Below are 16,065 nucleotides of genomic sequence, written 5' to 3' on the forward strand. Positions count from 1 at the left end.
GTTTGATTGTCTTAGTTGTTATTATAAATAATTATACTATCCAGTTTGGAGTATTGCTAATTCCAATCAACTTAAAGGGGCTATTTGCTTTTCTTAGCTTGATAGCGATGTGGTGCTACCTCTGTTTTAGTAGGTTGGTAATAGTTATTTTTTAGAATATATGTGAAATCAAAAAGCTTTGAACTGGATTTTTATCATGCATTAAACTTTAGAATTCATAAAATTTTTCTGTAGATAATTTACTTTATAACTCTATACTTAAATCTAGTATAAAACTTTTATATTCTACAGCTACTTAAATTGAGTTCCCTTACTATTACCTCTTTAACTGTATTTTTTGTTGCACTAATTATAGGATAGTCTGTAGATATATCACACTTCCCTACAGTTAGGTTACTTAGATTTTTTTGCTTCTTTGTTTGCTGCATCTATTAACTTAGAAGCTGTCTCTTACCTTTCACTACCTATACCAACTTCCATTTTTTCACCTTTATCTAAACCGCCTTGTATGATTTCCACCCCATCTTTTACATAAATCATCACTTTACCTACATTATATTGTACTGGGAAATCTTTTTGTCCACACTATAACCTACTTATTTTTCCATCAACTCTAAATAAAGTTTAGATAATTCTTTTAACTCTTCTGACTTTTGCTTCATTGACTTGCTGAAAATATGATAACATGTATAAAGTTTATAGAAAATGTTTTCCCTCCAGATTCCCCCTTATTTACTCTGTAATATTTAGCGTTTAAGCGATGTTTACTCCCATAAACGCTCCAATAAAGTAGACCTTGCCGTATTACAAATAAAAAAGGATCTAATATTTATTTCATTTAAAAAATGTTTTAGACTATAGAATAAAGTATTAGACTGTTAAAAAATAGTTGTAGACTGAAAAGTTGTATTTGTGTTTTTAAAATAAATTTACGATATTTTGTCTCTTTCAATTAAGGAATTACTTACACTTCATTTTTTCTTAGTGGACCAACAACACGGATTAATTAAATATCAATAATTAAGATACCAGAACTCTAAAAAAGGGGTGAGGATTATGATGAATAAAGAAATTCAAAAATTGTTTGATGATCTCAATTTATTTGCCAGACAGATCGCAAAAGTAAGATTATCAAATTTATCATTCGATGTATACGAATTCAAAGATAGACATGTGAAGCAAGTAGACTTAATATTTGCCAGAAAAAATCAATTTGATACTATTCAAGAGGCATTTTCTGCACTATTTAAAAAAGAATTGTTCGATGGAGAGGAATGGGATATTATTGATGAACCAGACCCTTCAGATAAACAATGGCTAACCGCACTAAAAGATTTCTGGATTAACGCATACTATTCAAGAGTATGTAATAGCTTAGAGTTATTAAACAAAAATGATTTTATAAGTAGATTTAAAAGGGATTTAGCTGATGTGAATGTACCAGAACAAGTTATTAAAGAACTCTTAATTAGATTGAATCATATTGAAACAATACAAGTACAAAAGGGATATGTTTATGATTATATATTCGGACAATCTGATAGCCATTATTTTTTGTTTGAATGGGGAATATATGATTAAAATGATTACAACTATTATGATTATGAAGAAGCGCACTTAAAGTTATGGGGGCGTCAATGAAATAACAGATAACAAAACAATCAAACTTTTTTATAAAATCTTTACACCACTTTTCAAGAAAGAACTCCATTTTAATCATCCCTTTTTCAAAATGGAGTCTTTGTGTTTGTCATAAAATCAAGATACATGCAATATTTCGAATCAAAATTAAAATCAAACAGTTAACTTTTTTTCCTCCATAACAGTATCTCTATTCACTATTTTCAAGTAGAAATGCGATACTGTTGTAATGTAGTATGGATAGATCCAAAGAAACGGGATACCAAATGTGAAAAATCCGATGATAATCCCTAAAATAAACCATCCGATAAAACTTAACGATAGCAGGAATAAATCTAATTTATGTCCTTTCATCAGTTCTTGACTCTTTTTAATTGCTTCACTCGCCGTATATTCTGGATGATCTAACAAAATATAGTAAGCCATAGAATAAGAGATAAATTTTATAATACCTGGTACAATTAATAATACACTCCATAAAAGTGTGTATACAGTCATTAAAGTAGTCACCTTTATAGATCTAAACACATTACTTTTTCGAAATCCTTCAAATAACTCACCAATTGTAGTAGATTCTTTTTTCGCTAAACGCAATGTAACTTTAAGATACCCATAATTCATAATGCCTTGTGCACCTATTAAACAAATAAATAGAACAACGAAAACAAGTAAATAAGAAAAAGCACCTGCTGCATTTAACTTTTCGTCTCCTGAAATGGAAAAACTAGAATTCATTATTTCACTTAATAAGATACCAAGAAACAACAGTGGAAATCCTATAATTAGCATACAAACCCTAGAAATAATATGATAAAGAAACGATGACAATACCGCCAATCCCCATTTGTCTTTTAATGAAGATACGGCCGCTTTTTTTAAGCCACTAATCATTTTGATCCTACCTTTCAATTTTTTCCTTTTATATGAATTACTTTTACACAAGGAATAATAACGTATTTTAACAAAATTTTTATTATATATAATTCCGTTAATATCTAAATGAATGGTGAAACTGTTCCAAAAGTGTTATTTTTAAGTAAGTATCAAATTTAGTACTTCTAATGTTTTTTAACACTACTTGACTAATTTTAGTATGTTTATTTTCAATCTATTAATCATGTAATTTATTTAAAAACACCGTGATGAATATACTTGCTACATAAAATCCATTACCAAACTGAAATCATTCTATAATAGCTTTAATTAAGTTCGAAATGATCAAAAACACTCGGAATTAGCCATTTCAGTTTTTCTTCATGCATCTTTCTCTTACCATATTTTTTAATAAGTACGTGAACCATACCACAATCTTCTATGTGCAAAATTAGCTTTAAGTCTGCAAAAAGTTTTTTACGATATTCCATATTTTACAATGAGTTAAAATCGTGAATAATTTTATCCAGTTCATCATAATCCTCACTTACGTTAATAATGTGCTAAACTAGCTAACATATATATAATTTTATATAGAAAACCCCAACAAAAATGTATCCATTCTTACATAAACAGTTTTTTAGTTTTTATTCTTGTTCAATATGGTATAGAAAAAGATTAATTATTTACAAGACAAGAAGCTAGGAGATGTTACATATGAAATATTTTGTAATAGAAGATGATGAATTATCAAGCTGTGGTGAAGAGACAATATATGTTTTTGAACATAGCAAAGGAAAAAACAGTTACGACACGATTAAAACCTTGGAAGATTTTGCAGCAACATGCCAATTCATTGAACGAAGAAATACGCATTGGTTTTGGTATAAAGGAAAACACGTTAAAGATATGCCTATTTGGGAATTCGAACAAAAATTTAGAGCTGAACAAGAAGAACTGAAAACAATATCCCAAGAAGAATTCACAGAATTGAGAAACAGATATGCCCCACTTATTAAACCTATCGAGTTCCCTATTAAAGGAATCCGAATTGCTTATGCTTATGAACCAGAATGGAATGATGAATTTTTTGTTATGGAAACGGAAGAAAGTTATTTTTCCGTATATTGGTTTACAACGGCTTAATAATCATTTTAATACCAAATCAACAGGTTTCTTATCCGAAAGGACTTTCGATAAATACTGATTAGGTGTTTAGAAAGTTTCTTCAAAGTCAGGGTGTCTAGGCTTGGGTATTCCGATTACTTGTTCTCCACTGCTAATATGATGAATAAAGCGAAACTGTAATGAGTGGGGGATTCTTTATTCCCCACTCATTATTAGTTGAAGCATTCGAGCTTTTACGGACAGTTCCTATCTTCCTTGCGCTTCTCTAAATCTCGAGGTAGGAATTTTATTGCCCGTTAATACGCGATAAATTAAATTCCTATTCAATCACATCTTTATAAATGTAGCATTTCAGCCTTTACAACTTGAATATATTCCTGCAGCTTGCAAAACGCTTCCGTCAATTTCCCTTTTTCTTCTTTATGAAGAAAGCGTGCCGTGTTTCGTTCTTCCTCTATGACAAGTAGTTGCGCGGCTGCATAAGAAAGACCATACTTTTCGCATTTTCGTTTTATATCTTGAAAAAAAGAAGGAGGTACCGTCCCTGCTCCTGAGACAAGCATCTCATCTAGAGCTTGTTCCAATTCATCGATTATGCGCACTAACTCTATCATAAAATGTTTCCCCTTCATTAAGTGTAATATTTATAATTTCTCCTACTTCTGTATATAAAATAACAGGTGTAACTACGAGCTTTGTTCCTTCCTGATAAGGATGAACTAACATTCTCTTTACATGTAATGAGTCCAAATATATTTTTACAAGTCGAATCGTCCGCTCATTGTCTGGTTGTTGCATCATTTGCATTTGTAATACTTTCCCCTTTTTATCAATAAGAGGTATAATCCATTTTCGCTCTTGCTTCTGAAACTCCCATTCTTCCATCTCAGCAAATTCGATACAAAAGACTCCTTGTTTACTTGCCTCTAACCTGTTCGCTTTTACTTTTTTTAGTAGTTCTTCCCATGAGGTTATAAAGAGCGATTGCCACTCTGTTACATTTGTTTTTCCGTCTACTTCCCCTACTGTTTGTGAGCTAGATGACAATTGGAAATCGGCGTTAAGCTTTGCATATTTCAACCCTAGAGATGAACGAGACAGTTCGTATCCCTTCCCTGCAATCCCCCATGGAACTTGCTTTTCATGGAGGTCTTCAGAAGTTGTGTTGCTCCCTTCATAAAACATGGGACGTGACTGTGTGTATGTGATCCACTTTTCCTGTTCTCGATTATAGAAATAATATGTCACACCAACATAACCGGACTTCGTTTTCCAGCCGAATGCGCCAAAGGCATGCAAAGTTAGCGGTGGAACTTCATAATATTCCGAACGATACGGACTCTCTTGCAGACGGTGATTTTCTAACAACACAATGTATTCATAAATCGCGGACAGCGTTTGCCGATAGGATGCCATTTGAAAAGATGCATGTTTCATTCGGTATAGCCTAATATCAGTCCCTAGCTTACGAAATAAATTTTCTAACTTTGCTAGTTTCAAAGAACGCGCTTTTACAGAAAGTTGTTCTATTTCATAGATTGTTTTTTCTGTAAGACGTGTTAATCCAAAGTGAACAATTTGCTCAATCATCTCTTTGAAAATAGATAGCTTATCCGACTCAATAATAAGAAATTGCACCTGTTTCGTTTCATGTGAAATTCCTCTCTCTTTTTGATACCAATATATTGCTTCCGCCTTATGCCGGCATATTCCCTCTGCTTTACATGTACAAATCGCATCAGCTATCGATTCAGCTGTCAGAAAGCGAACCGTTATATCCTCTTCTGGAAAGGAGGCAATTAAAGCACCCTCCTCTTCCAAAACAAACTTTTGCTGAAATGTTTCGCGGAACATCATTTCAGCCCACATTTTTTCGGAGACAATATTGCTAACGTTCACATTCAAAAGGGCAGAGAAATCAACTTTTATGTTTTCTTCACCTTCGTACATCTTCTTTGCTTCTAATAAAGCCATAATGACATGCTTACAAATCGAGCGCGCTTCACAAGTGCAGGAGTAACTGCGTATATCTCCCGTAAACGTTACAGTAGTTTCATCATCAAGATGCACTTGCGCTGCATCCTCTTCTAAATCTATTTTGATATTTGTTGCAGCAGCCAAATCCTTCATTGCTCTCTTATATGTTCCTTTGTTGGACATGGCGATTAAATATGTTTCATCAATAGCGGAAAGAACATTTAAGAAATGATTGTTGCGATCCATTGCGCCAACCTCCCTGGTGTTAATGCTGCTACATGAGCACCGAGTGCTGTCATTTTTTTTGCTGCCTGTTTATCATAAAAAGGCTGTGCAGTCGGATCAAGAGAAGTAAGCACAATCAGTTTTGCTCCTGATTCTACAATCTTCATCGCTTCTCGGTACATTTCAGCGTAACTGCCACCTTCATATAAATCCGTTACAAGCACGACAATTGTTTTATGAGGCATCTCAATTTTATTCGTTGCGTAGCGCAGCGCCTGAGCAATATATGTTCCTCCACCAAGCTGTACACTCATAAGCGTTTCCACCGGATCATCAATACGATCCGTTAAATCAACAACAGCTGTATCAAAGATGAACAAATCTGTCTTAATCGTCGGTAAGCTTGCGAAAATACCTGCCATAACTGCGCTATGGATAACAGAATCAATCATACTTCCACTCTCGTCTACTGCGAGGATTACACGCCATGTGCTAACATGTTTAGTGGCAGCGTAAAAGTACGGTTTTTCAATATGAATGGCGTTTGTTTCCTTGTCAAAATGCTTTAAGTTCTTTCGAATCGTTTTCTTAAAATCAAAGTTGCGCATCGTGCGCACGCGGCTAGAACGATTTCGATCCGGTCTACCGCTTAATGCATGCTTCACTTCTTGCTCTAAATTACGACGCAACTCCTCAGTGACTTTCGCTACAATGCGTTTAGCTGTGTCTAATACATCCGGTTTTACATAATCTTTAAATTGTAAAATGCATTTTAATAAATTCATATTCGGTTCCATTTTTTCAAGCGTTTGCTTATCCTGTAATAGAGCTGTTAATTCATATTTCTCTAACGCATGATTTTCCATAATTTCAATGGTTTCTTTCGGAAATAACTCCCGCACTTTCGAAATCCAAGTCGGCACTGTTAGCTGAGAGGGATCTAAGGATCCACCGCGCTCTTCTCCGCGTTCTCTCTCGTACAAAAAGTCCAGCATCTCGTCCATTTCTCTGTATACAGGTTCTTCTTCCTGAAATGTAATTTGATCATCCGCATGTTTCCCAAGAACAAGACGCCAGCGATTTAAAGAAATGTTATTCTCCATCTTCTAGCCCCCGTCTTATTAAAATCCCCTTCGCTTTCCGATCTAACTGCATTACATACATCAGCATCTCTTCGGAAATTGGTTCTTCTTTTATCGCTTCTTCTGTAGCGCCATATAACTTGGAAATCTGTCTAGCAATCGTATCCACTTCAAGCGGCGTGAATTGACTGAATAAGAGGCGTAAATGTGGCAACACTTGTAGAAATATCTCTTCATCAAGTTCTTCTAGAACATGAGACATTCCGCTAAGCAACGATTCGTTATATAAAAAGATATCTTTGGCGCCAGCAAACAAACCCTTCAAAAATATCGGAGCTTGCTTTTGCATATCACCGCTTCCATAAAAATACCCTTCTGCCACTTGCATTACCTCATCGATTTCCCGCTTTCCTAAAGAAGTTAACAGCCCAAATACTGCTCCCTCTACTTGACTTTCTCTTTTTTCCTTTTGCAAATAAAGCTCCAATGCGTCAATAAATTGCTGATCTGTAGGCTTCATTGTATACAAATCGATAAGCTTTTCTGCAATAATTGCTGGTTCGCCCCCATCTAAAACAGAAAATAACGAAAGTGCTTTATTCCTAGCGTAATCCGCTTGCTGATTTGCTTTTTCTATTTGTGATAAATAATAAGCACAATTTGCCATAGAAGCAAAATCTCCATCCTTTTGCACAGCTTCATCTATAAATTGGGTGTACATGGAAAAGTCGGAAAACAAACCACTTAAATAGGCTTCTAGCAATAAAAGGGCCACCTCTCCAGCCCGTCCCTTTGCCTTGTGTAGCTTTGCTCTTAGCATTTCCTGCGCCGCTTCTTTCACCGTTCCGCCATACACAGATATATCAATCAGAGCACTTTCTACTTGTGCTGAAAAACGATATTTCCAAGTTTCACGCATAAGATTAATATTCTGTTTTCTAGCTAAGTTAGGACCGCGTAGCTTCTCACAAAATGGAACTCCTAAAAAAGCGAGGCAATGAAAAAATTGACTTAAGCCCAAGTGCCTTTCTTTCTTGTATATGTCAAGAATCGTCTCCTGCGGTACAGTTGAACGGGCCGGTAGACGAAACGACCGAACAGAAGCACGAAAATCATGCACGAGAGGCGGCACATCTGCTTCTTTTGACAATTCCCCACGCTTTGTCCCTTGCAAACTCTTCTGAAGCAATGCTAAAGGCTTATTGGCCGAGAATATCTCACCTTTCACAAATGTACTGCGCACTGCGTCCATTAATTCATACAATCCGGGTTGCATCTTTCCACGAAGCAGTGCAAGTTCACGTATCATTCGTGCAGCCTCAATCTCATCTGCCATTGATATTCCTTCTACCTTTAGCTGTCTAGCAATTCGTATCATAAATTGCTCAGCTACCGATTCATCGCTGTTCTCCCAAATATGTTGGTAAAAAGCAGGTGCAGGCATTCCGCTCTCATAGCCACGCATCTGATCACTTTCCAAAAAGGAATACGGCATAAGATAGTTTTTAGCATACAATTTAGGAAACGGGCTTTTCGGCAATTTTTTCTTTTTCCCTTCCAATTCAAGAAGCCCTTTCACATGAAAGCCTCCAGTAATAACGAGCACCTTGTCATACACTTTACGCGCTTTTTCAATTTCTCTTGCCATATGTATCTCCCTGGCTTCACAACCGTCTTCTGTCAACATCCCCTGCGTATAGTCCGCGCGTGTATAATAACAATAATGAAATAACTGACGGACAAACTCCTCGCTCGTCATATGAAAGCCTTGCAACTCAAAGTATTTCTCCCAAAACTCATGGAAATTTCGGCACCCGGTTTTTTCTGAAAGCATACGGACATATTGGCTATGCCAGAAATATTGCTCATCATGTTTCCCATTCTCTTCCTTATTTTTCGTTAAAAACAAATATTCTTTATAAGGAAGATCAATAAATGAAACAGGAATGTTCTGTGCAGCGCCTTTTCGTAGCGCGACAAGTTCTGGCGAATAATCGAGAAAGGGATAGTACGCACGGTACTTTCCACTTTCTCCTCTTTCAAGCACATTCGTTTTATCATCATAACTGCAATATATACAAATCGGAGCTTTACTATCTGCACTCACAATATGCGGAATAAGTGTGTTACAGTCTATCGGGCCTTCTATAAGAATTGCATCTGGTTTATAGCATTTAACAATCTTTTGTATATGAAAAGAGCACGCGGGACTATGATGGCGAATTGGCACGTATACGACGTTCCGATCTAAATTGTAAGCTCTTTGAAACAATGCATTTACTTCAGCTGATTGCGAGCTTCGAAAAACGACTTCCATACCTCTCCTCCTATTTGACCTCGCGCCTTAACGATGCTTGTAAAATAACTGCGCAACTTTTCTAAATCATCCTTGTTTTCTTTCGCAATCGTCCCTGACAAATATCGAACAAGCGCATCCATTTTCACTTCTCCACTTCCATAATAGTACGCATCCATTGCACTTTGATAATATACAGATACCGCTTCTGCAGTACTCATAACAGAAGATGGCTGATCAATTCGTTTTCCTTCAGCAGTTACCCCTTCCCGAAGTTCATGAAAAACAGTCGCTAACAGCTGAACAACCGTTTGATCCACTTTTGGTTTGATGCCTGATGCCCTTAATAACCGCGTTACTTGTGACTCTATTATTTTTGCTTCAAGTTTTACATCTTGAATTGGATGTACCGTTTCAAAATTAAAACGACGTTTCAATGCACTACTCATCTCATTCACACCCCGATCGCGTGTGTTAGCCGTCGCAATAATATTGAAGCCAGGCTTTGCTGTAAGAATTCCTTGTTCTCCAAATTCCGGAATATTGAGCACCTTATCGCTCAGAACACTGATCAATGAATCTTGCACTTCCTGTGGACAACGCGTTAACTCTTCAAATCTAGTTAATATCCCTTTTTCCATCCCAACGAAGAGAGGCCCTGGCACAAGCGCCTCCCTTACAGGTCCTTTCGCAAGAAGAAGTGCATAGTTCCACGAATACTTAATTGTATCTTCCATCGTAGCGGCGGTTCCTTGCACAGTGTTACGGCTATTTCTGCATATTGCGGCAGTAAGTAGCTCACTCAGCATCGTCTTTGCAGTCCCAGGCTCTCCAATTAACATAAGTCCACGATTCCCTGCTAATGTAACAATCGCTCGTTCCACAAGCGCATCATTCCCATAAAACTTACGGCTAATTTCCACTTCTTCTCCTTCCAAAAGAAGCGGTTCTTCTTGTCCGATAATAAATGTACGAACAGCACGCGGTGACAATCGCCAATTAGGTGGTTTTGGAAACGAATCATTCGCTTCTAACGCATTCAATTCTATTTCATACAATTCTTCCATTAATGGTTTAATAGACTGCATATGTCATTTCCTTTCTTATCGCTTACTGCGCCAGTTTTCATCATGGCCAAGATTCGATTCTGTCGTCCGTTTTATATCATATAAAATTTCGCTAAAAAATCGTTTAGGTACTTGATTTGGCACAATGCGTCTTGCATCATCAACTTCGTCATAGGAGTATGAACCACGGCTCACTGTGCCTGCTTTATAAAATTGAATTTCAAATAAGCATACATCGTCCTCTTCTTCATATCCAACAGGTGCGCCTTCAAATGCAAGCTCCGCCCCTAACCCTGTGCGAGCGTCTTCTTTATAGAAAGAATAATACACACCAGCATCTTCAACTGATCCGCGATTCCAACCGTACTTCGTTAACTTACCAAACAGCGACCGACCATTGATTTGAATGCCCCCAAACCTTTCCACAGTTACTTTCTCATCTTCCGCCGCCAGAAATACTTCGCGAACAATCTGCGGGAATGGTTGGATAACCTCATAATCTTCTAGTTGTTCCTTCCATAATTCCCTTTCCTCTTTGGACAATTCTAGCGGATGGATCAGACCGATAACAGTGTCTGGCGTAAGTTCATGCTCTTCTTCGTCAACCGTATTGAATGTACCGTCTTCCATATAACGAAACGTCACAAGCAACTTTCCTTCCTTATACTCGCCCCAAATAAGTGAGATAGCAAATTGCTGCATAATTGGATTTTCCACAAACAAAGACTTCCATGTATGTTGCGACCAATAACGATTAAGAGAAAGTGCCATTTCAAGACGTTGCGTTTGCATACTAATGATACTTCGAAGCTGTTTCTTTATAGATGATAACTCCACCTTAGCCTCTTCTGCTTTTTCCACATGATCTTTTGCATTTGGTTTCGGAAGCGACTTTATTCGTTTTCCTTCTTCTGTTTTTAACTCGATTTTCAGGTTGGGCGTTAAATAGGCAGTAAACATCCTACTTCCGTAATCAATTGTCTTTTCACCGCGTTTATTAAAGCCAAGGTCCGGAACAAGCTGATCCTCTAGTTCTTCTTCTGTTATACCCCGTGTTTTAGCAGCGAGACTCAACGCTTCTTTCGCAGCATTACGCACCTGTTTATGTTTATATTTGAATGCTATAGTATTAATCGTCATAAGTGCAAGATGTGACGAAGACAACGCCAACGCCTGAACAGCTGCTGCAGCGATAGCTCCGCGCATGCCAACAGCCCACTCATCAATCTGCTTTTTGAGCAGCAGCGCCATTTCATCATCACTATGAATGCTATACATCGAAAGAATACCGCGCTTTTTCGCCTCCGCTCCTTGAGAAATCCACAACTGATAGATCGCTTGTATATTTTCTTTCAAATCTTGTTCATTTAAAGCTGCACCTATCACTTCCACCGCTTCCTTTTTCTCAATTACAGCCTCCGATACATACTGCTGAAAATAAGCAAGCGGAAGCGTTGCATCTGCAATTACATCGGAATCACGAAGACGAATTTGCGGTTCAAATCCGAGCCACTGCACGAGTGCGTTTCTTTTTTGTGGTGTTAAAATACGTGTACAAAAAGCTTCGATACTTCCTGATACTCCTTCTAGGTCTTCATCGCCAAGCAGCGGAGCAAACTTCTCCATCAAGGAAGCATTTTTCTTTTCTTGCAAAGCTTCTTGCACAAGTTGTGTATATTTTTCAGATTTAAAGTATAAAAGTGTTTGCATTACATTTTCGCGTACGACTTTCTTTCTACTATTCAATTCCTTCGCTACATCCTCTGCAGCTTCCACATCTTTTGTAAGAAACTCGACTGCGGCAGCACGTACTTTTTTAGAGGAATCTCCAAGACTTTGAATAAGAATAGCACGCGTTTTAACTGTATCATTCTTTGCCAACTCATCCAAAATGAAAATTCGTTCATCTGCAGAATACTCAGTAAATGTCTCTGTCACATATGCCTGTTCTTTTACAAATAAACGAACGAGTGCTTCTTTCGCCTTATTTTCCTCCTCACTGTGCCGAGCAGCTTGTTTAACTGAATAATAAACAAGTTTCTCCTTCGATAAACCGTAGGATAGAAGATCTTCCAACATTTGTTCCAGCGAACCTTCCTTATGAGAACACCGGTGCAGAAGTTCATATAATTTATAATTATAGTCATTTCCAAATTGAAGTTTGAGCGCTGCTTCCCTCTTTACTGCTTCCTCTATATCCCAAAGGAGTGCAATTGCTAAAACAGACATTCCCCGGTAATTATTTTGCTGCTTCGAACTCTCGAGCACTTGCTTCATATCTTCAAATGATAATTCCCCAACTAAATAGTCACGATATGTATCACGTATGTCAGATGATTCCGACTCAAGGGCAATCGCTAAAAATTCTTCACGTACTCTGTTTCGATTAAATTCGTATCCTTTTTCCGCCAAAAGCATCGCCACGAAAAGATAATGAATTTGACTTAAATATTGCAGCGTACGCTGAACAAATTCTGGCTGCTCTTCCACCATCCGAAGCAATAATTGATATTCATATACTTTGTCGGAGTTAACGACACCTAAATGACGTCGTGTAAGACGATATGCGAAAAATCTTTCCTCTGAAACACTGAATTGTTCGCACAAGTTTCGAATAGTTGCATAAGCTTGTTTATCAAAATCCCTTGTTCTTACATGATTTCCAAACTGATCAAGAACACGACACACATGATTCGTTGCATAATCCATAAAGTTTTTAACAGAACGTTTCGCTAACAAGTCAATATATCGTCTTGCCACATTTGAATGCTGATAAACACGAAATACTAGCTGCCAGGTCACATCAGGTAAAGATGAGCCAACAGAAACTTCACTAACAGATTCACCTTGAACGTATCTTTTCGCCAATTCTATCTTTTCTTGTGCCCCGTCCAGCTTCAATATAAACTCCGCATGCTCTTGCAGTTCTTCCTCCAATAAAGAACTGTACGTAAGAAATCTCTCATAATCTGCATCTAGCATATGCAGAAGCAAAACCATCTTTGGTCGACCTGTTATAACTTGTAACTGCTCTTCTATGTACTTTGGATTCTCCCTTATTAATTCTCTAAGAAAAACATCCGCTTCATTTACAGAACGGGAAAGATTCGTTAAATACTTACACGCCAATTCTACAAGAATATCAAATGAAAGACCGCTTTTTTCAAAATAAACTTTTATATCTGGAAAACTCATATATGAAAAGCGCACGAGAAGAACATTCAACAGTTGATCTTCAAGCAAGTAATAAAATAACCGAAAAAAACCTGCGTCTTGCTTATACGCTTTCCTAAAATCACTCATAAACTGCCAAGCAAAATCACTACGCTTATTGTCACGAATCGTCGTTTGTTCTATATGTTTTAAAACTTCTTCATCTCTCGTCTGCAAGTAACGTAACGCTAATTCTTCTTGTTCCCCTGTTATATTAAGATGTTGAAACAACTGATATGTACTGACTGCCATCTTCTCTGCCTCCCTAGTTCTTTTATAAATTCATCGTTATATCATTTATATATGATAATAACCACTCTCTCGTATGTCTGAAATTTCAGATACAGAAATACGGAATATATTTACATTATTAGTATATCATATCAACCTAAATAAGAACGTACGTTTCTTTTTAAAACTTCATATTTATTTAAAACAATCATTGAAAATTTGGTTTAGAGATAAACAAAGTAAGGACTGAATGTTTTTATGATATGTATTAGACTTAGGATTTTGGCAAAAAATTCGAGCACTGGATTCAAACGTAATTTAATGAATAAAAAAGACGCCAATTATAGCGTCTTGAACTGTACCCCGGGGATATGCAAAGCTATCTTAAATAGATTTTCTGGTTATAATACAGGCTCATAAAGGAGCTGCTTTATCCCACTTTTGTTTTTATTTGTAATTCCATGTTATTTCTACTACTTCTTCGGGAGTCAATTCTTCATCATTCCAAAAAATCAAATCACTTGGAGCAGGGTGAGGTACACCAGAGTTATTAAATTGATGAACATAGTTACTGTGCTCATCCTCAGGTAAATCAAGATCATAAATTTTTTTTACAAGCTCAAGCAGTTCTGTTTTCGTCAATTTACATATCAAATTTTTCATCCTTTCATTTAATTTATAACCCTTTGTTCCCGAAATAGTATGCGGGATCTAAAACATTTTGATGCATTTTAGGAGATACAATCATTAGATTATAGACATCTCCACCTTTATCAATAGACTGTTTATGATGCAATATATATTTATTATAGTTACCATAATGTTCCGTTCTTGGTGAGTAAGGAGCCTTACCTTTTTACATAAGTTTTATATCCATAGGACTAAATTCTCCAGCATAACTTGAATCAGCAAGTGTTTTCCAAAATTCCTCTCTAAAATCATCAAATGATTTAAATTCTTTTCCGACTAATTTGTCTCTAACTTCTTGCAGAATAATACCAATATCACCATCATTATACATTAACTTCTATGATGTATAACATTCTAATGAATTAAGCTAATTCTCCTGTTTCGGGGGTTTGGGTAAAAAATATCCTCCTTGAACATAGGCGTTTTTTTATTCATGCAGAAATATTACCGCAAAGCTACATTGATAAAACACATGACAAACTTATATATAATTACAAGCTCAGCTCTCACAAAAAACGCAATAAAAAATAAACAGCGGAACTAGTCCACTGTTTACTTCGCCACGCCTTCATGTAATTTTTCTGTATAATCTTTTACGTCTTTCCAGCTATCTTTTGCTGTATTTAAATCTTCTTTTATGAAGGTAAATTCTTCAGGACTGATTCCTTTTACGTTTTGTAGTAAATTATTGTATTTTGCCCCTACCGTATACCATTGATTTGATATATTTTGCAGTGCTGTAATTGCTGCATCAATTGTCTCAGTCATATTTGTTGTTTTATTTTTCACATCAGTCAAAATTGCAACTTCTGCTTGTGCGCCAGAAATTCTATCTTTTAAATTGGCTATTTCTCTTTCTGCATTTGCGATATCTTTTTTCGCAATGGCAATCATCGGTCCGCCAGCAAGACATGTTATTAACGCTACGCAAAGTACACCACCAGCAATGACCATATCATTACTCTTTTTTATTGAATCGTTATATGTATTTATTTGTTGCTCTAGAGCTGGAATGCCAGCATTCGTACTTGCCAATATCGCTGTTAATTGATTTGTATCTTCTTTAAAACTATTTGTGTCTTTCGCCATTCTATCGCGAAAAGCTTTCAAATTACTTAGTAATACATCTACCTCATTTTGATTCTTTACAATATCTGCATACAACTTTTCTAAATCCGCTTTTAATTTTCCGCTATCCTTTTGATCGATCGCTATTAGCATGCTATTATAATACGCTTGAAAAGTATTATTGTAATTAATAATATTTTGATCTGTTTTCATAATTTGAGGCTTCATATAATTTAACCAATACGTTGCATTAGTTTTTGCATCTCTTTGGTGCTGAATCATATTTCCTTTAAACTCACTATTAATGGAACTTATTTTACTTAAATCAGTTTCTTGCTGATTTTGAATTAATTTTGCATATGAATCCATTGCGAATATGCTCGATGTCGTTTGGGCCATAACATCTTGGAATCCAGCTGGCCCTAGAGAATAATTTTTCGCATTTTCTTGCAATGTTTTTACGTTTTGTTCTGCAGCCAAAGGATGTAAAGGAAATGCGTTACTTGTTGCCACTCCAGCAATCATTAACGTTAATAGACATTTTTTATAAAATCGTTTTTGCATACTTTTCACC

Annotated in this window: 11 protein-coding genes and 2 pseudogenes; 2 read left to right on the forward strand and 11 right to left on the reverse strand. The window is 36.3% G+C overall.

All coding sequences use genetic code 11. From position 1 onward, the window contains the following. Window positions 1–450 precede the first annotated feature (450 nt). Window positions 451–671, reverse strand: a pseudogene (locus QCI44_RS18920) (hypothetical protein); the annotation flags it as partial. Between the two features lie 388 nt (window positions 672–1,059). Between QCI44_RS18920 and QCI44_RS18925 the strand changes: the two are divergent. Next, entirely contained in the window at window positions 1,060–1,581 is a 522-nt protein-coding gene (locus QCI44_RS18925) for a hypothetical protein (RefSeq protein WP_016136637.1), read from the forward strand. A gap of 213 nt (window positions 1,582–1,794) precedes the next feature. On the opposite strand, the gene QCI44_RS18930 is transcribed toward QCI44_RS18925, so the two are convergent. Further along, window positions 1,795–2,532 (reverse strand): DUF975 family protein, encoded by a 738-nt coding sequence (locus tag QCI44_RS18930; protein ID WP_016134164.1) that lies wholly within the window; start codon window positions 2,530–2,532, stop codon window positions 1,795–1,797. 699 nt (window positions 2,533–3,231) lie between these two features. Between QCI44_RS18930 and QCI44_RS18935 the strand changes: the two genes are divergently transcribed. Continuing rightward, window positions 3,232–3,660, forward strand: coding sequence for a hypothetical protein (locus tag QCI44_RS18935; RefSeq protein WP_000873462.1), 429 nt, complete (start codon window positions 3,232–3,234; stop codon window positions 3,658–3,660). A 317-nt stretch (window positions 3,661–3,977) separates the two neighbouring features. On the opposite strand, the gene QCI44_RS18940 is transcribed toward QCI44_RS18935, so the two are convergent. The 9 genes and pseudogenes from QCI44_RS18940 to nheC all read right to left on the reverse strand — a co-directional run bounded on the left by QCI44_RS18940 (window position 3,978) and on the right by nheC (window position 16,055). Beyond that, window positions 3,978–4,256, reverse strand: coding sequence for a hypothetical protein (locus tag QCI44_RS18940; RefSeq protein WP_016088370.1), 279 nt, complete (start codon window positions 4,254–4,256; stop codon window positions 3,978–3,980). Next, a complete protein-coding gene (locus QCI44_RS18945) occupies window positions 4,228–5,865 on the reverse strand; it encodes an SWIM zinc finger family protein (protein WP_353811403.1) in 1,638 nt (545 codons plus the stop codon). The genes QCI44_RS18940 and QCI44_RS18945 overlap by 29 nt, the downstream gene beginning before the upstream one ends. Continuing rightward, the gene (locus QCI44_RS18950; protein WP_016088372.1) at window positions 5,841–6,947 is read right to left on the reverse strand and encodes a VWA domain-containing protein; all 1,107 of its coding nucleotides are present in this window, start codon (window positions 6,945–6,947) and stop codon (window positions 5,841–5,843) included. Before QCI44_RS18950 ends, QCI44_RS18945 begins: the two co-directional genes overlap by 25 nt. Then, window positions 6,937–9,243, reverse strand: a complete 2,307-nt coding sequence (locus QCI44_RS18955; protein ID WP_088083604.1) for a DUF5682 family protein — start codon at window positions 9,241–9,243, stop codon at window positions 6,937–6,939. The genes QCI44_RS18950 and QCI44_RS18955 overlap by 11 nt, the downstream gene beginning before the upstream one ends. Continuing rightward, complete coding sequence (locus QCI44_RS18960; protein ID WP_016134161.1) at window positions 9,204–10,310, reverse strand: ATP-binding protein; 1,107 nt, start codon at window positions 10,308–10,310, stop codon at window positions 9,204–9,206. Before QCI44_RS18960 ends, QCI44_RS18955 begins: the two co-directional genes overlap by 40 nt. 15 nt (window positions 10,311–10,325) lie before the next feature. After that, entirely contained in the window at window positions 10,326–13,754 is a 3,429-nt protein-coding gene (locus QCI44_RS18965; RefSeq protein ID WP_016134160.1) for a DUF4132 domain-containing protein, read from the reverse strand. Between the two features lie 426 nt (window positions 13,755–14,180). Next, window positions 14,181–14,387 (reverse strand): bacteriocin immunity protein, encoded by a 207-nt coding sequence (locus tag QCI44_RS18970; protein ID WP_016088376.1) that lies wholly within the window; start codon window positions 14,385–14,387, stop codon window positions 14,181–14,183. Between the two features lie 22 nt (window positions 14,388–14,409). Then, a pseudogene (locus QCI44_RS18975) lies at window positions 14,410–14,760 on the reverse strand (WXG100 family type VII secretion target); the annotation flags it as partial. Window positions 14,761–14,975: 215 nt separating this feature from the next. Further along, a complete protein-coding gene (gene nheC, locus QCI44_RS18980; protein ID WP_016134158.1) occupies window positions 14,976–16,055 on the reverse strand; it encodes a non-hemolytic enterotoxin NHE subunit C in 1,080 nt (359 codons plus the stop codon). Window positions 16,056–16,065: the final 10 nt, after the last annotated feature.

Source organism: Bacillus cereus group sp. RP37 (assembly GCF_040459695.1).
In the GTDB taxonomy this organism is placed as follows: Bacteria; Bacillota; Bacilli; order Bacillales; family Bacillaceae_G; genus Bacillus_A.